The 17449-nt window shown below is 70.6% G+C and carries 19 protein-coding genes and 1 tRNA gene; 14 read left to right on the plus strand and 6 right to left on the minus strand.

All coding sequences use genetic code 11. The annotated features are described in order from the left end of the window. Nucleotides 1-58 precede the first annotated feature (58 nt). Together rlmB and ACIP5O_RS14845 are read left to right on the plus strand one after the other, a co-directional pair. Complete coding sequence (gene rlmB, locus ACIP5O_RS14840) at nucleotides 59-1015, plus strand: 23S rRNA (guanosine(2251)-2'-O)-methyltransferase RlmB (RefSeq protein WP_356543013.1); 957 nt, start codon at nucleotides 59-61, stop codon at nucleotides 1013-1015. Between the two features lie 115 nt (nucleotides 1016-1130). Beyond that, nucleotides 1131-2813, plus strand: coding sequence for a DoxX family membrane protein (locus tag ACIP5O_RS14845; protein WP_401292923.1), 1683 nt, complete (start codon nucleotides 1131-1133; stop codon nucleotides 2811-2813). 157 nt (nucleotides 2814-2970) lie between these two features. Here ACIP5O_RS14845 and ACIP5O_RS14850 read toward each other — a convergent pair whose 3' ends face one another. The 3 genes from ACIP5O_RS14850 to ACIP5O_RS14860 form a co-directional block, all read right to left on the minus strand. Beyond that, complete coding sequence (locus ACIP5O_RS14850) at nucleotides 2971-3687, minus strand: NDP-sugar synthase (RefSeq protein ID WP_401292926.1); 717 nt, start codon at nucleotides 3685-3687, stop codon at nucleotides 2971-2973. 117 nt (nucleotides 3688-3804) lie between these two features. Beyond that, nucleotides 3805-4215 (minus strand): hypothetical protein, encoded by a 411-nt coding sequence (locus ACIP5O_RS14855; RefSeq protein ID WP_401292928.1) that lies wholly within the window; start codon nucleotides 4213-4215, stop codon nucleotides 3805-3807. A gap of 238 nt (nucleotides 4216-4453) precedes the next feature. Continuing rightward, nucleotides 4454-5551, minus strand: coding sequence for an ABC transporter ATP-binding protein (locus ACIP5O_RS14860; protein WP_401293516.1), 1098 nt, complete (start codon nucleotides 5549-5551; stop codon nucleotides 4454-4456). A gap of 182 nt (nucleotides 5552-5733) precedes the next feature. Between ACIP5O_RS14860 and ACIP5O_RS14865 the strand changes: the two genes are divergently transcribed. Beyond that, nucleotides 5734-5807: transfer RNA gene (locus ACIP5O_RS14865), tRNA-Thr, on the plus strand. Nucleotides 5808-5908: 101 nt separating this feature from the next. On the opposite strand, the gene ACIP5O_RS14870 is transcribed toward ACIP5O_RS14865, so the two are convergent. Beyond that, on the minus strand, nucleotides 5909-7105 hold the full coding sequence (locus ACIP5O_RS14870) for a tyrosine-type recombinase/integrase (RefSeq protein ID WP_401292931.1): 1197 nt from the start codon (nucleotides 7103-7105) through the stop codon (nucleotides 5909-5911). Further along, entirely contained in the window at nucleotides 7098-7646 is a 549-nt protein-coding gene (locus tag ACIP5O_RS14875; protein WP_401292934.1) for a helix-turn-helix domain-containing protein, read from the minus strand. Before ACIP5O_RS14875 ends, ACIP5O_RS14870 begins: the two co-directional genes overlap by 8 nt. Nucleotides 7647-7764: 118 nt before the next feature. Between ACIP5O_RS14875 and ACIP5O_RS14880 the strand changes: the two genes are divergently transcribed. The 11 genes from ACIP5O_RS14880 to ACIP5O_RS14930 all read left to right on the plus strand — a co-directional run bounded on the left by ACIP5O_RS14880 (nucleotide 7765) and on the right by ACIP5O_RS14930 (nucleotide 16428). Beyond that, nucleotides 7765-7968: a helix-turn-helix transcriptional regulator gene (locus ACIP5O_RS14880; RefSeq protein ID WP_401292937.1), complete on the plus strand. Its 204-nt coding sequence runs from the start codon at nucleotides 7765-7767 to the stop codon at nucleotides 7966-7968. A 98-nt stretch (nucleotides 7969-8066) separates the two neighbouring features. Further along, nucleotides 8067-8555: a hypothetical protein gene (locus tag ACIP5O_RS14885; protein ID WP_401292940.1), complete on the plus strand. Its 489-nt coding sequence runs from the start codon at nucleotides 8067-8069 to the stop codon at nucleotides 8553-8555. Further along, nucleotides 8552-9937, plus strand: coding sequence for an AAA family ATPase (locus ACIP5O_RS14890; protein ID WP_401292943.1), 1386 nt, complete (start codon nucleotides 8552-8554; stop codon nucleotides 9935-9937). Before ACIP5O_RS14885 ends, ACIP5O_RS14890 begins: the two co-directional genes overlap by 4 nt. A 212-nt stretch (nucleotides 9938-10149) precedes the next feature. Continuing rightward, entirely contained in the window at nucleotides 10150-10314 is a 165-nt protein-coding gene (locus tag ACIP5O_RS14895; protein ID WP_401292946.1) for a hypothetical protein, read from the plus strand. After that, on the plus strand, nucleotides 10311-10592 hold the full coding sequence (locus ACIP5O_RS14900) for a hypothetical protein (protein ID WP_401292949.1): 282 nt from the start codon (nucleotides 10311-10313) through the stop codon (nucleotides 10590-10592). The genes ACIP5O_RS14895 and ACIP5O_RS14900 overlap by 4 nt, the downstream gene beginning before the upstream one ends. Before the next feature lie 272 nt (nucleotides 10593-10864). Further along, nucleotides 10865-12094 (plus strand): phage major capsid protein, encoded by a 1230-nt coding sequence (locus ACIP5O_RS14905; RefSeq protein ID WP_401292952.1) that lies wholly within the window; start codon nucleotides 10865-10867, stop codon nucleotides 12092-12094. 478 nt (nucleotides 12095-12572) lie between these two features. Continuing rightward, a complete protein-coding gene (locus ACIP5O_RS14910) occupies nucleotides 12573-13694 on the plus strand; it encodes a Fic family protein (RefSeq protein ID WP_401292955.1) in 1122 nt (373 codons plus the stop codon). Between the two features lie 151 nt (nucleotides 13695-13845). Next, complete coding sequence (locus ACIP5O_RS14915) at nucleotides 13846-14568, plus strand: DUF6879 family protein (RefSeq protein ID WP_401292958.1); 723 nt, start codon at nucleotides 13846-13848, stop codon at nucleotides 14566-14568. Continuing rightward, entirely contained in the window at nucleotides 14565-15407 is an 843-nt protein-coding gene (locus tag ACIP5O_RS14920; RefSeq protein WP_401292961.1) for a helix-turn-helix domain-containing protein, read from the plus strand. Before ACIP5O_RS14915 ends, ACIP5O_RS14920 begins: the two co-directional genes overlap by 4 nt. Before the next feature lie 262 nt (nucleotides 15408-15669). Then, nucleotides 15670-15861: a hypothetical protein gene (locus ACIP5O_RS14925; RefSeq protein ID WP_401292964.1), complete on the plus strand. Its 192-nt coding sequence runs from the start codon at nucleotides 15670-15672 to the stop codon at nucleotides 15859-15861. A 339-nt stretch (nucleotides 15862-16200) separates the two neighbouring features. Beyond that, the gene (locus tag ACIP5O_RS14930; protein WP_401292967.1) at nucleotides 16201-16428 is read left to right on the plus strand and encodes a hypothetical protein; all 228 of its coding nucleotides are present in this window, start codon (nucleotides 16201-16203) and stop codon (nucleotides 16426-16428) included. A 703-nt stretch (nucleotides 16429-17131) separates the two neighbouring features. On the opposite strand, the gene ACIP5O_RS14935 is transcribed toward ACIP5O_RS14930, so the two are convergent. Further along, the gene (locus ACIP5O_RS14935) at nucleotides 17132-17446 is read right to left on the minus strand and encodes a hypothetical protein (RefSeq protein ID WP_401292970.1); all 315 of its coding nucleotides are present in this window, start codon (nucleotides 17444-17446) and stop codon (nucleotides 17132-17134) included. Between the last annotated feature and the right edge of the window lie 3 nt (nucleotides 17447-17449).

Genomic DNA, 17449 nt, shown 5'->3' on the forward strand with positions numbered 1-17449 from the left:
TCCGGGCGGCACACTTCAGTTACAGACTTCGTACGTCAGCAGAGGAAATCAGGTAGTCATGGCCGGGAACAGCCAGCGCAGGAACCGCCGCACGTCGAACAAGAAGGGTGCGACGGTCGGCAGCGGTGGCCAGCGGCGCAAGGGCCTCGAAGGCAAGGGCCCGACGCCCAGGGCCGAGGACCGCAAGGGCCACAAGGCGTACCGCGTCTCCAACGCGATGGCCCGGCAGGCGGCCAAGCGCAAGCCCGTCGTCCGCCGCGGCGGCAAGGGCCAGTCCGAGATGGTCGTCGGCCGCAACCCGGTCTTCGAGGCCCTGCGCGACGGCGTGCCCGCCACGACCCTGTACGTCCAGCAGTTCATCGACAACGACGAGCGCGTGCGCGAGGCCCTGAACCTCGCCACCGGCCGCGGCAACATCCACATCATGGAGGCGCCGCGCCCCGAGCTGGACCGGATGACGAACGGCCTGAACCACCAGGGCCTCGTCCTCCAGGTCCCGCCGTACGAGTACGCGCACCCCGAGGACCTGGCCGCCGCCGCGTTCGACGACCACGACGACCCGCTGATCGTCGCCCTCGACGGCGTCACCGACCCGCGCAACCTCGGCGCCGTCGTCCGCTCCGTCTCCGCCTTCGGCGGCCACGGCGTCGTCGTCCCCGAGCGGCGCGCGGCCGGCATGACCGCCGGAGCCTGGAAGACCTCGGCCGGCACCGCCGCCCGCACCCCGGTCGCCCGCGCCACCAACCTGACCCGCTGTCTGGAGCAGTACCAGAAGGCCGGTCTCACGGTCGTCGGCCTGTCCGCGGACGGCGACACCGAGGTCCACGAGCTGGAGGCGCTGTCCGGCCCGGTCGTCATCGTCGTCGGCTCCGAGGGCAAGGGCCTGTCCCGGCTCGTCGGCGAGACCTGCGACTTCCTCGTCCGCATCCCGATGCCGGGCGGCGCCGAGTCGCTCAACGCCGGTGTCGCCGCCGGTGTCGTGCTGTACGAGGCGGCCCGCCGCCGCAGGGGCTGACGGGTCCCTGAACCCTCCGTAGTGCCCCCGGCCCCGGCCGTGGCGTTGATCTTGACGGGTCTCGGACATTTGCGGGCCGTCAAGGCAGTGTCCTAAACCCGGATCACTCGGTTAGATGAGTGTGGACACCAGAACGCCCCGGCCGGGGTTCGACGATCAGCCCCCGCTGAGCATGGTCAAGGTGGATTCCGATCCCGCCCAGGTGATCGTGAACCACGCCAGCTTCCGTGTGCGGCTCGCGCCGGCCCCGCAGCCGAAGTTCGCCGCCGGCGCCCGTACCGCGGCCCTGTCCGGAGCGGGGGCCCGGGCGGGCGGCGGCCCGCGCCGGCGACCCGTCGTGTGGACCGGGAAGTCCACGCCGGGCGCGACCGGCCTCCTCCAGGCCGTGCGCGAGTCCTCCGTCGCCACGCTCGAACCGGTCGGCGGGCACGGGGGGCACGGCGGCCCGGACGCGGGCGCCACCCAGGCGATCCCCGGCATCGGCGACACCATGCCCACCCCCGTGGTGCCCGCCGGGGCCGCGCCGCTGCTGCCCCCGATGCGGCGGGCCGAGGGCGCCTACGACGACCTGTACGAGCCGCGGCCCGAGCCGGAGGCGCCGTACGGGGACGAGTCGTACGGGGACGAGTCGTACGGGGACGAGTCGTACGGGGACGAGTCGTACGGGGACGAGGGGGAGCGGCAGGGCCGGGCCGAGCGGCGGCACGGACAGGACTCCGTCCGGCACGCCTACTACCCCGGCCGCCGGATGAACCTCGGCGTCGTCCTCCTCCCGCTCCGCGTCTTCCTCGGCCTCATCTCCGTCTACGCGGGCATGGGCAAGCTCTGCGACCCCGTCTACTTCGACGGCGGCGAGCGCGGCTCCATGGTGAAGTGGCTCAACTCCCTCCACCCCTGGGCCCTCGCCGAACCGCTCCGCGACTTCGCCCTCCAGCACCCCGTCGGCGCCGGACTCACCGTCGCCTTCCTCCAGGTCGTCGTCGGCGTCCTCACGGTCCTCGGACTCTGGCAGCGCGTCGCCGCCGTCGTCGGCGCGCTGCTCTCCGCCGCGCTGCTGCTCACCGTCAGCTGGAAGAGCGTCCCGGTCTACGACTCCGCCGACATCATCTACCTGGCCGCCTGGACGCCGCTGATCATGGCGGGCGCCCCCGTCTACTCCCTCGACGGCCGCCTCGCCGGGGAGGCCTGGCGCACCCTCGGCCCCCGCGCCGACCTCCTGGACCTGCGCCGCCGGGTGCTGCGCCGCGGCTCCCTCCTCGCCGCCGTCGTCGTCGGCCTCACCCTCCTCGTCGGCTCCGTCCTCGGCGGCGCGGTCCGCTCCACCGAGATGGTCACCGTCCCGGGCCCCAACGACGACCCGATCAACCACCTCCCCGGCCGCCCGCTCCAGGAGCCGCGCGGCGACGCCTCCTCCAGGCCGGCGTCCACCACGCCCAAGCCGGCCGCGACCGCCGAGAAGACGGCCGAGGCCCCGGTGGAGACCGAGCGGACCCAGGAGGCGACGGACGACACCCCGGCCGAGCCGACCCGCGGGTCCACCCGGACCCAGGAGCAGCGCCCGACCGCCACGCAGGGCGTCGGCACCGGGACCGGCGGCTCCGGCGGCCGTACGCCCACGCGGTCGAATCCGGAGCCCCCGCCGTCCACCAGCGACACCCCGAGCAGCACGGGCGGCACGTCGAGCGGCGGCTCCACGGGCTCGACCGGCTCGACCGGCACCCCGTCGGAGGGCGGCTCGACGACGAGCGGCGGCGGGGACGGCGGCGCCCGGAACCCGATCGGCGGCCTGCTGGGCTGAGTCCCGCACGGAGCAAGGAGAAAGGGCGGCACCGCTTCTGCGCGGTGCCGCCCTTCTCGTACGCCCGGGGCCGGTGCGTCCCGGGGCCGGTGCGTCCTGGGCCGGTGCGTCCCTGGCCGGTGCGTCCCGGGTCGGTGCGTCCCGGGTCGTGGGCGTGTCAGGCCCTCTGGGCGGCCAGTTCCTTGGCGGCCTCGGTGAGGTCCTTGGCGGTGTCGATGGCCCGCCAGTACGCCCCCTGGGGTAGCGGGAAGCCGGCGAGGCGCTGCTCGCGGGCGAGGCGGGGGAAGGTGGTCCGCTCGTGGTCGCCGAGGTCGGGCAGGAGCCCGGTGAAGTCGGCGGAGAAGACGTACACGCCGGCGTTGATGAGGAACGGCGACGGCGGCGCCTCGATGAAGTCGGTGATGTGCCCGAAGGTGTCGGTCTCGACGGCGCCCCACGGGATGCGGGGGCGGGCCAGGGCGAGGGTGGCGAGGGCGTCGCGCTCGGCGTGGAAGGCGGCCATCTCGCGCAGCGAGAAGCGGGTCCAGATGTCGCCGTTGGTGGCGTACCAGGGCTCGTCGGGCGAGGGGAGGCGCGCGGCGGCGTACTTGAGGCCGCCGCCGCGGCCCAGGGGCTCGGTCTCGACGACCGTCGTCACCTTCAGGGGCAGGTCGGCGTCTTCGAGCCACTCCTGGAGCACCTCGGCGAGGTGGCCGCAGGAGACGACGGCGTGGGTGACGCCCTCGGCGGCCAGCCAGGAAAGCTGATGGCCGATGATCGGGGTCCCGGTGCCCGGGATCTCGACCATCGGCTTGGGACGGTCGTCGGTGTAGGGGCGCAGCCGCGAGCCCTGGCCGCCCGCCAGGACCACGGCCTGCGTCGGAGTGGAGTGCATACGGGCACGATAGGCGCCCGGCGCTCGGGCACCGCGCCACGGGGACCGGTTCGCGGGGTGCGGGTCCCGGTGTGCGCGGCGTACGTGCCGGGGGCCCGGTGCGTACGGTGACGGGGCTCAGCTCGCGCGCATGACGCCGGTCGCGAACGAGGTGTCGCAGACGGGGCGGGAGAAGGACTGGGCGCGGGCGGGGCCGTAGCGCTGGACGGCGGCGCGGCCGAGGTCGCGGGCGATCGACATGCAGTGCCGGGCGAGGGAGGGCCGGTTCTCCACCTCGCGCTGGAGGTGGGTGAGGGCGGTGCCGGGGTCCTTCGCCCGGAGCTCGGCGAGGAGCTGGTCGCGCAGGACGTCCTGCGGGGCACGGGACTTGGCGGGCGCGGAGACGTCCTTGGAGGAGGCCGTGAGCTGGGTCGCGGAGTCCTGGCCGGCCCACGGAACGGCGGACACCGCGAGCGTTCCCGAGAGCACCAGGACGACGGGCAGGACGAGGGCGAGGGAGCGGCCGATTCGGCGGGCAGAGTGGGTCACGCAGGCGAGCGTAGCGGGCGGTAATGATATGGCGACATTTAGTCACTCTCGCGGGGGATGGTTCGAGGCGGCTTTTCGAATTCCGTGTTGACGCGGGGAGTGCTTTTGGCCGGGTACGGCCCCGGAATGCCGGGGTTTCCCGCTGTAAACCCCTCTATGGGGGCCGAATGGCCGAACGGCCCCGCGTCCGGGTGGACGCGGGGCCGCTGGATCGTCTGATCTTCTGATCGTCTACGGGTCAGTCGCTGAGGCGGGCGCCCGTGGAGGTGGAGAAGACGTGCAGCTCGCCGGCGCGGGGCACGACGTGGAGCGTGGAGCCCTTGGCGGGGACGTCGCGGCCGCCGACGCGGACGACCAGGTCCTTGTCCTCGCCGCCGACGCGGGTGGAGCCGTAGACGAAGCCGTCGGAGCCGAGCTCCTCGACGACGTTGACGGTGACGGCGAGGCCGTCCTTGCTCGTCGGGCCCGAGACGTCGAAGTGCTCGGGGCGGACGCCGACGGTGACGGTGGTGTCGCCGTTGGCGGAGGCGGCGGCGATGGCGTCGCGGGAGACCGGGACGACGCTGTTGCCGAACTTCACGCCGCCGTCGGTGATCGGGACCTCGACGAGGTTCATGGCGGGGGAGCCGATGAAGCCGGCGACGAAGAGGTTCGCGGGCCTGTCGTACATGTTGCGCGGGGTGTCGACCTGCTGGAGCAGACCGTCCTTGAGGACGGCGACGCGGTCGCCCATGGTGAGGGCCTCGGTCTGGTCGTGGGTGACGTAGACCGTGGTGATGCCCAGGCGGCGCTGGAGGCTGGCGATCTGGGTGCGGGTCGAGACGCGGAGCTTGGCGTCGAGGTTCGACAGCGGCTCGTCCATGAGGAAGACCTGCGGCTCGCGGACGATGGCGCGGCCCATGGCGACGCGCTGGCGCTGACCGCCGGAGAGCGCCTTCGGCTTGCGGTCGAGGTACTCGGTGAGGTCGAGGATCTTCGCGGCCTCTTCGACCTTGGCGCGGATGTCGGCCTTGTTGACGCCGGCGATCTTGAGCGCGAAGCCCATGTTGTCGGCGACGGTCATGTGCGGGTAGAGCGCGTAGTTCTGGAACACCATGGCGATGTCCCGGTCCTTGGGCGGCAGGTGCGTGACGTCGCGGTCACCGATGCGGATGGAGCCGCCGTTGACGTCCTCCAGACCGGCGAGCATGCGCAGGGAGGTCGACTTGCCGCAGCCGGAGGGCCCGACGAGGACGAGGAACTCGCCGTCGGCGATCTCGATGTCGAGCTGGTCGACGGAGGGCTTGGTGGCACCGGGGTACACCCGGGTCGCCTTGTCGAACGTGACGGAGGCCATGGTGATGTGTCCCTTCACCGGCAGGAACGTGCCGGACGATCCGAGTAAAGGAAGGATTGAGGTCTAGTCCACCTGGGTGAACCACGGGTGACGCTACCTGCCGCAGGGGGATCTGTCAGCACTCCCCGCCCCGTGAGATTCCCGACCACCACGGGAGCGTCGTTGGATACACTGCACGGGCTGCCTCCTTAGCTCAGCTGGCCAGAGCACCGCTCTTGTAAAGCGGGGGTCGTCGGTTCGAACCCGACAGGGGGCTCTGTAGGAAAAGTGCCTGCTCAGAGTGGGTATACATGCGACTGCCCGCCGGGGTCATCCTGGCGGGCAGTACGCATTCCGTACACGCTGGATCTTCTGGCCCTACGCGGCGAGCACCGCTCCCCGCCGCTCCAGTGCGGCGAGACGGCCCTTGTCGAGCGCGTCCGCGACCTCGTCGAGCCGGTCCGGCCACAGGTGCCCGTACACGTCCAGCGTCATCGCCGCGGACTTGTGGCCCAGCATCGTCTGCACCACCTTCACGTCGGCGCCGGCCGCGATGGCGAGCGAGGCGGCCGTGTGCCGGAGCTTGTGCGGCGTGATGCCGAGGTCCCCGAGGCCGGCCTCGACGACGGCCTTGTCGAACGCCCGCTGGCGGAAGTTCCGGTACCGCAGCGGCCCGCCCTCGGGCGCGGTGAACACGAGGTCCTCGCGCTTCCGTCCGTCCAAGAGCGGGCGCAGCTCCTCGGCGAACGACCGCGGCACCGGGACGGACCGTTTCTCGTGGTTCTTCACCGGCCCCGCTTCGAGCTTGCCCTTCACGTCGGAGTACGCCTGCACGATCCGGATGCGGCGCGTGTCCACGTTGAGCCGGGCGGCCTTGATGGCGATGGCCTCGCCCCAGCGGATGCCGCTGTACGCGAGGACCAGGACGAGGAGCCGGTACGGGCCGGACGCCTCGGCCAGAGCCTCGACCTGGTCGTGCGTCAGGTAGACGTGCTCGTCCTCCTCGGACGGCCGGGGCAGCGTGTGCTCGCTGGCCGGGTTCACGGCGATCCGGTGCGTCCTGATGGCGTGCTTCATCACGCCGCCGAAGACGTAGAACGTCTTGGCGATCCGCCCCGGGCTCAGGGGCTTGCCGGATGCGCCGGGCTTGTTGATCAGGTCGTCGACCCATGCGGACACGTCGTCCCACTGGATCGCCGCGACCTGCCAGTCGCCCCACTTCGGGATCACGTACAGGTCGAGCAGCTCGCGGTAGTCGTTCTTCGTCCGCCGGGACTGCTTGCGGAGGGTCTTGAACCACTCCTCGGCCACGAGGGACGTAGCGGCCTTCCCCGAACGGGGGTCACGGTACGAGCCCTTGTCGAGCCGGGCCGTGATCGCGTGCACCTCGGCCTCGGCCTGGGGCAGCTTCCCGAACGTCTTCGCCTTGCCCTTACCGTCCGGGCCGTACCAGCGGACCCGCCACCGGCCGGGCGGCTGTCGCTTGCTGCCGGCGCGCTTCGCCTCCTGCCACTTGGCCATGGACTCTCGGTAGTCCTCGTGGTTCTCCCGGTCCTCGATCCAGACCCTAGCCATCCTGGCCAGCCTCCCGATCTCGTTCCAGCTCTTCGAGCAGGCCGTCGAGAACCGCGCCCACCCGTCGCGGAGGCAGCCCTGTCAGCTCGTCGATCTGCCGGAGGTGCGTCCACAGCTCGCGGGTCCAGGCCGGGAGACCGTAGAGCTGGTATTCCAGGAGTTCGGTAGAGGCTCCCTGCTCCGAGAGGCGCAGCGGGCGCCGAGAACTGGCCCATGCCCATGCGTCCGCTGCTGCGACGGCCCCGGCGCCCGTTACCTCCACCTCGTCCTCTCCGGAGGAGGTGAGCGGTACGAGGAGGGCTGCGGGGGACACGCCGAGGGCGACGGCGAAGGCCGCCATGTCTCCGACATCAACGCGTCGTTCGGCCCGCTCCACCTTTGCAATGGCCGAGGGCGCGATCGGCCGACCAGCCGCCTTGAGCTTGGCGGACAGGTCATAGGTCGAGAGCCCGCGCAGGTCGCGGAGCCGCCGAATATTGACGGCAACGGCCCGGCCGGTGGGGTCGGTGATCTGCGTCTTCGTCCTGGGCTGCTCAGTCATGAGAGCGATTTTAGGAGCCGGACGGAGCTTCAAGAGCCCCGGACTGTCTGTTACTGTCCTTGTCATGGGACGAATCTAGCTTCATGTGAGTCCCAAAACAACTCACGCGAGGTGTGAAATGACTGATCAGCTCCTGACGCCGAGGCAGGTACACGCGGCATACGGATTCAGCCCGCAGACGCTGGCGAACTGGCGGTGGACCGGACAGGGCCCCGCCTACATCAAGCAGACCCCCGGCAAGGGCGGGCGCATCAAGTATCGCCGCAGCGCCGTCGAAGCGTGGCTGAACGCGCGCACGGTGAGCGGGGGGACGGCAGCGTGACCCAGAACGCAGGAACGCCCCGGAGGGAAGCCGGGGCGTTTCCGAAGGACCAGCAGAGCGGCGGGTCTCCCAACATCGTGCCACACGAGCAGCGTCGGGTGAATGCACTTGCCGACGCCGGGCGGGGGCGCTCCCTGCGCGCCGTACCGGATGGCGTCAGCCCCGGTGACATCACCGCTCTCCGGGCCGAGACCCAGGTCGCTGCCCTCGGCGTTGACACCTGGCCCGCGTACGGCACCCCCGCGTGGCTCCAGCTCAACCCGAAGGACCCGCGCTGCTACGCGGCCACCCTGGAGGCCGCCGAGCTGCACCGCCGGGCCGAGGCCGAACGTCAGCGCCTCGACTGGCTCATGGACAACGACCCCGAGGCGTGGTGGCGGGACATCACCGCCGACGCCAACGCGTACGCCGCCACCCTCGGCCGCACCCTCGCCGCCCGGCGCACCGCCGAAGAACGCCGCGCGGCCGCTGACCGCGCGCACAACCGCCCCCCGCACCAGCTCCGAGCAACCCCCGGATGGCCCCCGATCGCCATCCCCGGACAGCCCGGCCGCTACCTCGTCCACGGCCAGGAGAACATCACGTGACCACCTCGTACGACTCCATGAGCCTACCGCCGGGCGAGATCCTGGCGGCCGGCCTCGACGGCGCCCCCGGCCTGTCGGCCAACGGCGTCGACTGGTCCGACCTCGACACCCCGGTGGCGCCCCGCCGGGCGCTCCGCCTCACCCGCGCCTCGGACATCGAGCCCGAGCCGGTCGTGTGGGCGTGGCTCGACGACGGCGAGGGCCGCGTACCGGCGGGCGCCCTGTCGGTGGCCGCCGGCCGCGAGGGCACCGGCAAGTCGTCCTTCGGGATGTGGATGGCTGCGCACGTCACCCGCGGCACCCTTCCCGGCAACTTCCATGGGAAGCCCCGGGCCGTGTTCTACGTCGCCGTCGAGGACTCGTGGAAGCAAACCATCGTCCCCCGCCTCATCGGCGCCGGCGCCGACCTCGACCTCGTATACCGCGTCGAGGCGGTCGAGGCCGAGTACGGCGAGACCACCCTCAGCCTCCCGCAGGACAACTCCCTGATGGAGGCGGCCATCAAGGAACACGGCGTCGCCCTGGTGGTCCTCGACCCGCTCATGTCGTGCATCGGCAAGGGCATCGACACCCACCGCGAACGCGACGTCCGCACCGCCCTCGACCCCCTCGCCCGCATGGCCGACCGCACCGGCGCCGTCCTCCTCGGCATCGCCCACTTCGGCAAGGGCGCGGGCACCGACCCCGCCTCCCTCATCACCGGCTCCGGGGCATTCAAGAACGTGCCCCGGGCCGTCTTCGGGTTCGCCCGCGACGACGACAACGACTGCCGCGTCATGACCCAGGCGAAGAACAGCCTCGGCCGGTCCGACCTCCCGTCGCTCGCCTACAACATCGAGTCGGCCGAAGTGCCCACGAAAAAGGGCCCGGCGCACGTCGGCCGGTTCGTGTTCCTGGGTGAGGCCACCCGCAGCGTGCAGGACATCCTCGCGCAGGGCAGCGACCCCGACCGCGGCGAGCGCGACGAGGCCGCCGAGTGGCTGCGCGGCTACCTCATGGACAAGGGCGGCGAGGCACCTGCGAAGGACGTGAAGAAGGCTGCCGCCGCCGACGACATCTCCGAGCGGACCCTGCAGCGCGCTATGCGTAAGGCCGGCGTCGTCTCTGCCCGAGCAGGGTTCGGCAAGGGTGCCGTCTGGCGGATCGAGTCCCTGACCGTCGACACGGAGAGTGAAGACGCTCCGGCATCCGCGCCACAGTCGCGCCATTCGCGCCAAGCCTCAAGCCCTGGCGCGAATGGCGCCAATGATGGCGCGACTGGGACTGACACCCCAGCGCCGTCACCGAACGTGACTCCCGAATCGGGCCGCTGCACCGTCTGCCGGTTCCCCCTCGACTCCGTCCACGCCCTCACCGGCGAGACCACCCACCCCAACTGCTGACGCTGCCGGGGGTAGGGGTGTCGCGATCACCAGACCGAACGCCGAGGGGCCCGCCGCGGTCAACTCGGCGCCTGCACGCTCACATCGTTGAGGGGGGGGCCTCCCAGTTGAGCGCGCGCCTTCCCAGTTGACCGCGCCGGGTCCCCGGGCCTCCGGCTCCGTGATCCGGACACCCCTACCCCTTGTACGGCGAAACCGAAGGAGAGGACGAGATGAGCGACCAGGAAGACGAGCAGCAGGTGCGGGACGACTGGCACCGGCCGGCGGCTGGACGGGTGCCTACGGGGCTCACGGGCCAGGATGGGTGGCCGGAGTTCGTGGAGGGTGACCCGGTCGCCCTGCAGGACTGGGACGCGCGCCGTTGGGGGCAGCGGTGAGCGGGATGCGGCTGCGGCCGCTGAACGGGTCCGTGCCGGCGGGCACGCGGCTGCTGCTGTCGGTGCTGGAGCACGGTGCGGCTCTGCCCGAGGGTGTGTGGCTGTCGGATGCGGCCGGCCGCAGGCTGATGGACAAGGAGAGCGCGGTGTGGTCGGTCGAGGCTGACGGCACGGTGGTTCAGCGCACCGTGTTCCTGCTGTGCACGTGCTCGTGTGTGGAGGTGACCACCTATCAGGATGGGTCGGAAACCTCCCGGATTGTGGGCCCGATCAGGTAGAATGGCCGCAGGTTGATCGACGGCCAGCACAGAGACCGCAGTTCAGCCTCGCTCCGTGAGCAGGATGCGAAAGGGCAGGGCGACGGCCACCGGTAACCAGTCCGGCCGCCAAGTCGCCCGCCTCTCGCAGACCCCTCGGAGCGGGGTTTTCGCCATCTCTGGTGTCCGCTCAGTTCGGTGCCCCCGGGCCGTCTCGCCTTCCGCCAGCGCCTCGCGCGGCCAACGGCTGTGAGCGTCCGGGAAGAGATCACTACTTCCGAGGGACACACACCATGAACGTTCAGCAGATGCGCACGCGGATGAAGTCGATCGTCGAGGAGCTCGGCACGCTCGACCGCCGGGTCGCGGCGGAGAAGCGGGACTACACCACCGCGGAGCTGGCGACGATGCGCCAGGGGATCAACGAGGCGAAGAGCCTGCGGGACCAGATCGCCGCGGCCGAGGCCGGCGCCTCGAACGAGCGAGACATGCTCAAGGCCCTGGGCGACGACATCGCCGGCGAGGGCTACCAGACTGGCGGGCGGCACGGAGGACGGAAGGCCGGCGCGGTGCACCCGCGGGTGAAGGCGTCCGGCGGCACCACGTGGGGCGACACGGTGCTGCGGACGATCGCCCCGGACGGGTACAAGGGCATCCTCGCGAACGGCACGGTCGCGGTCGACGTGCCGCTCGACCCGGAGCCGGTGCGCTCCGACATCCCCGTCCTGTCGCTGCGCCAGCTCATCCCGAACGTGCAGAACACGACCGGCCGGTTCGCCTACCTGCGGCAGACGACCCGCACGAACAACGCGACCGTCGTCGCGCCGGGCGCGAAGAAGCCGACGTCCATCTACACCCTGGCCCGGGTCGACGACCGGGTGCGGACGATCGCGCACCTGTCGGAGCCGATCGCGAAGCAGGACCTCGACGACATCGGGATGCTGCGCACGTTCATCGACCAGGAGATGCGCCTCGGCCTCGACCTCGCCCTCGAAGACGAGATCATCGACGGGTCGGGCAGCGGCGAGCACCTGACCGGCATGGGCAACGTGTCCGGCTCCCAGTCGCAGCCGTTCGACACGGACGTGCTGACGACCGCGCGGAAGGCCGTGACGAAGCTGGAGCGGCACGGCTACCTCGCGGGCGCCGGGTGGGTGATGACCCCGGAGGACTGGGAGACGTTCGAGCTGATCCAGGACAACGAGGGCCGGTTCTACTACCAGGGCCCGGCCGGGCCGGCGGTGAACGCGGCGACGCGGCGCCTGTGGGGTGCGCCGGTGGTGGTGTCGGACGCGGCGACGACGGGCACGGCGTTCCTGGCGGACTTCTCCCAGATGCGTCTGCAGGTCCGTCAGGACGGTGTCCTGGACTGGTCGGAGAACATCTACGACCCGAACGCGCTGGGCAGCGGTCAGGGCGCCTCGGACTTCGAGCGGAACATGGTCCGCTTCCGGTTCGAGGGCCGGTTCGGTCTGGAGATCCTGCGGCCGTCCGCGATCGTCGAAGTCGACCTGACCGCGTAAGGGCAGACAGCCACCGCCACAGCGGCCCGCCCGTCGTCACGTCGGGCGGGCCGCTGCCGTCCCAGACAGAAAGAGCCGTGCCCTTAACCTCAGTCGGCGACGAGACCGCCGTGCCGGTCGCTGCTCTGTGCGTTCGCGTGGACGGTGGGCAGGGCGGATGTACCGGGATGGGATCGAGCCGGAGCCGACGCACCCGCTCGTCGAGGAGCGCAACCGGATCGGCGTGTAACAACCGAACGCCCTTCTTGCGCTGCGGCGCGGGAGGGACGGCTTCGTTCTTTAACGAACTCTTCACCCGATCGCCAGCGCCCCCGCACTGGTGTTAAAAAGGTGACCCAGTAGACTGGACAAAAATCGGGGTCATAATCGAGTAGAGGTACTCTGACGTGCTTCTTCTCGGATCGGCGGGGAGACTATGCCAAGGGCATACGAAGAGACACATCCATGGATCACCTTCAGGTTCAGGCTGGATCGGGAGTTGGACGCCGAATGCTGGCTCCTCCTGGGTGAAGCCATCTCCAAGATCGACCACATCGCCGGTGTTCCCTTGCAGCCCGACCTTGCCGACGAGCTGAGTCGCATCTACCTGTCCAAGGGTGCCCATGCCACAACCCAGATCGAAGGCAACACCCTCACCGAAGAACAGGTCCGTCGCCGCGTCGACCACGACCTGGACTTGCCTGCCTCCCAGGAGTACCTGGGGCAGGAGATCGACAACGTGGTCTCCGGATACAACCTGATCGTGAACGACGTCGTATCCCAGAAGATCGAGCCACTGACTGCCGACCGCATCCGGCGCTTTAACGAACTCGTACTACAGGGCCTTGAGCCTGCGGACGACCATGCTGTCCCGCCGGGCCATTTCCGCTACACCAGCGTCGTGGTGGGCAGCTACCGAGGTGCCCCGGCCGAAGACTGCACCTACCTGATAGATCGTCTGTGCGACTGGCTCGCCGAACTTCGCAGCGAGGCCAAGGGCAGCGACTACGAACGCCCCGTAGCCATCCTCTCGGCGATCCTCGCTCACCTCTACATCGCGTGGATTCACCCCTTCGAAGACGGCAACGGCCGAACCTCTCGGCTCGTCGAATATCAGCTCCTCAGCGAAGCCGGCGCGCCGGTCGTTGCCGGACACGTCCTGGCTGACCACTACAACCGGACCCGCTCCGCGTACTACCGGGAGCTCAACAAGACCAGCCGCGAACCGTACTCCCTGACCGGGTTGATCAAGTACGCGCTCAGGGGATTCGTCGACGGCCTCCGCCAACAGATCATCGAGGTTCAGCGTCAGCAGCTGGGAACCGCCTGGCACAACTTCGTGTACGAGGTCCTCAACAAGGACACGCCTGCCGTTTCCCGCCAACGCAAGCTCCTCCTGGCCTTGCCTCCGAAGGGAGTACCCAAGGCCAACGTCCGAACCCTGAACGGGGAGCTTGGCCAGCTGTACGCCAACAAGGACGAGAAGACAGTCTCACGCGACATCAACGCACTGGAGAAGGAGGGGCTCCTCATGAAGCAGAAGCGAGGCGTCATCACCACGGTGCGCCCCAGACACGAGATCATGTTCGCCTTCATGTCCCCCACCGCGCGCACGTCGTAGCCTCCGGCAAAACGGCCCTCCCTGAGTAGCGTCGAACTCGTGCCGTCCCCTCTGCTTCGGCGGAGGGGGCGGCTTCGTGTTCCGGCCCTCTGGCATGCCGCCGACTCCTACGGTTACCGTCCCGGCACACCTACGACCCGAGGGGGAACCCATGGCACGGCACCTGCGCAAGGTCGGCACGAACAGCGGCAACAACGGCTGCCCCACCCTGTACGAGACCGAGGCCGGCGCCTACGTCGTCCAGGGCGACCGCGTCACCGACCCGGCCGAGCTCGCCCAGCTCGACAACCTCACCGCCGACGAAGACGCCGTCGTCGTCCCGCGCGAGCTGCTCGCCAACTTCGGACCGAAGGAGCCCGTGCACGTGCCCCAGTGGATCGGGTTCGACGAGTTCGACGGCATGTTCACCAGCCTGAGGTACTCCGCGTGGCGGCTGGAGACCCGCCGCCGGTACGCCTGGGACGAACGCCAGGACACCTACCGCGCCTTCACGGCCGGCGAGCCCGTCGAGTGGGACCTCGACGACCCGTGGTGCCGCGAGCGCCGCGAGCAGACCGCGCTCGGCAAGCGCTTCGAGCGCGTCCGCGTGCTCGACGAGCCGCCGACCCTCGGGCAGGCGTACCTCGCCGACAACGCGCGCCGGAACCGTGCCGTCGGCGAGGACATCCGCACCCTCACCCGGGCCCGCGCGGACGAGCTGCGCCTGCCCGCCGAGGACTTCTGGCTCTTTGACTCCCGCGTCGTCGCCCTGCTCCACTTCGACCAGGCCGACGAGATGACCGGCGTCGAGCTCATCACGAACCCTGTGGACGTGCTGCGGTACTGCCAGATCCGCGAGGCCGCCTGGCACCACGCGGTACCGTCCGGAGGGTGACGACCGACTTCCAGCAGTCCCGCGTCGCCCTCGGCGCGCGGCTCCGCGAGCTCCGCGGCCTGGTCTCGGGCCGCGAGTTCGCCGCCCGCCTCGGCTGGACCCAGTCGAAGGTGTCCAAGTTGGAGACCGGACGCCAGACCGCCACCGTCACCGACGTCCGCGCCTGGGCCGAGGCCGCCGGCCACCCCGAGGCCGCCGGCGAACTGGCGGCCCGCGTGCAGGGCTTGGAGTCTCGGGTCCGCTCGTGGCGCCGCCAGCTCACGGCCGGACACCGGCCCGTGCAGGACGCCCTCACCGTGGAGTACGAGCGCTCCACCCACCTGCGCGCGTGGGAAGGGGCCATGGTCGTCGGGATACTCCAGACCGCCGACTACGCCCGCGCCGTCTTCACCCGCTACAGCGACCTCCACCAGTCCGTACGGGACACCGACGACGCCGTCCGCGCCCGCCTGCACCGCCAGGCCCTCCTGTACGAGCCCGGCCGGACCTTCGACATCGTCCTGTGGGAGGCCGCTCTCCACGCCGCCGTCTGCCCGCCGCCGGTTCTCGCCGCCCAGCTCGACCGCCTTATCGGCGTGATCGGCCTGGACACCGTCCGCCTCGGCATCGTCCCCCTCGGCGCGCCCCTGGCCCTGCCGCCAGCGGGCGGTTTCTGGGCGTACGACGAGCGCCTCGTGATCGTCGAGGACTGGCACGCCGAGCTGTGGCTCGACGACGCCGACAGCATCGGCCTGTACGGCCGGATCTGGGAACGGCTGCAACAGGCGGCCGTCTACGGGGCGTCGGCACACCGGCTCATCGCCCGCGCCCGCGCCCGAGCCGCGCTCGCCACTGCCTGAGCATCACGGGGAATCCCCGAGGGGACCCCGAGAATCGCGGAGAATCGCGCGGCGCCGTGATTCTCCGGCCCTCCTACGGTCGGCTCATGGCGACGTCCACCCCCAGCTCACGCGCCTGCAACTGGTGCCCCAACCCAGGGGCCGACTGCTGCATCCGCGTCCACCCCTCCCCCGAGGGCGGCCTGCACATCTATGCCCACCGGATCTGCGCAGCGGTCCGGGGTGTCGGGTGGCTGTACCGGATCCTCCCGGGGCCAGCTCGGTGACCGCCGTGACGACGGGCGGCCGGGTCGTCCGGCCGGACTGCGAGTTCGGCGAGCACACGTGGTGCAAGCTCGACCCTGTCTGCGTCGACCGCACCGGCCGCGTCGCCCCCGGCACCCCTGGCGCCACGGAGGTCTTCCCGCTGGACCGCTGCGACTGCGACTGCCACAGGAAGGAGGGCGCCCAGTGAAGTGGTGCACCTACTGCGACCTGCCGATCCTCAGCGGCGGCGAACCCGTCCCTGACGATGCGGCTACGGGTGCTCACGCCCCGGCGTACCAGCACAGCGAGCCGGACGAGTGTGGGCCGCGGGCGCAGCGGCCTACGGGGATGGACGAGACCAGTCGTGCTCGGTATCCACGGCCGCGCCTGGACTGGAAACGATGATCTCCTGCTCGCCCGCGGTCATGGCAGGCCACGGTCGAGCAGGTATCCGCAGGGTTCATTACGTGACCGCCCATCCGCCCCACCCCTTAATCCGCTCCATCGGGTGGTGCTGCGGGCTATCGGCCTGGGCACGTCTGGGGGCATGACGATGAAGAGCGAGACACGAGGCAAACTGCCGAATGGGCTCGCACCGCTCCTGACCACAGCCCAACTCATGACCCTCTATGGCGTATCCAACTGGACGGTCAACCAGTGGGTGAGGCAGGGCTGCCCGATGGAGCCGACCGTGTTCCGCGGCCGGCGGTTCGACCTGGATCAGGTGCGCGGCTGGATACACGGCCAGATCCAGAAGAGGGCGGGCCTTCAATGAGCCCTGCTGAACGTTCCCTCAGGGCCCGCCTGGCGGCACAGGTGAGTTGGGCGAACACGCTCGACCCGCAGAGCCGGACGGCGAAGGCGCGAGCCGCGGCCGCCGCCCGCTTTGAGAAGAAGGCCCGCGAGATGCACCCCGGAGCGACGGACGAGCAGATCGCTCGGGTAGCAGAGAATCTAAGAAAGGCACATATGACGCGCATGTCGCTGGCTGCGGCAGCAACTCGTCGCCGCAAGTAAAGTCCCATAAAGGCAGGCCCCCGAGAGCGTTCACGCGTCCACTCTCGGGGGCCTTTTGCAACTCGTTGCACAATCCTGTCGGTGGCCCGTGCACCTACCCCCTTCTGGACCCCTCCCCCGGGATGTTGTTGGCGTTGGTGTTGGCGCCCCTGACCTGCGCCAACAGGGGTCCCGAAAGGGGCTCAGCTCGCGGGGGAGGGCCGCCGGGAGACGAGCCGTCAGGGGGCCTGATAGGGGCTGTTAGGGCGGCCGATAGAACCGCAGGTCACAGCGGCGATAGGCCGGTCTAACGGACCGCTTGGGCCCTCCCCGGGAAGTGGGCGGGGGAGGGGCCTCGCGACGGGTGTAGCCGGGCCTGTAGCTGTAGCTGTAGCAGCCCCTGTAGGCGTCTGCTGACCTGCGACGACTACAGGGGCTACAGGCCCCGGGGGAGGGGGCGGAGAGAGGGGGGAGAGGGGCCGTCAGGCGAGGGCCGCGCGCAGGACCGTGAGGGCTGTCTCCAGGCCGGGCCCGCCGGCCGCGACCACGGCCGCCGCGGCGCGCAGCTCCGGGGCCTCGGCCGGGTCGCTCGCGATGACGTCGGCGAGGTACTGCTCGGCGGTCCGGCCGGTCGGCTCGATGTCGACCCGGATACGGACGCGGACCGTGCCGCAGTCCAGGACCCGCGCCCACTGCTCGGTGGTCGGCTCGGTGCAGTCGAGGCGGTCGCGGAGGTAGTCGACGGCCATGTCCATGCTGTCGTCCACGTGGCCGTACACGGTGGTCTCGGTGTTCATGGC

The sequence above is a fragment of the Streptomyces sp. NPDC088915 genome, assembly GCF_044749825.1.
Classification (GTDB): Bacteria; Actinomycetota; Actinomycetes; order Streptomycetales; family Streptomycetaceae; genus Streptomyces.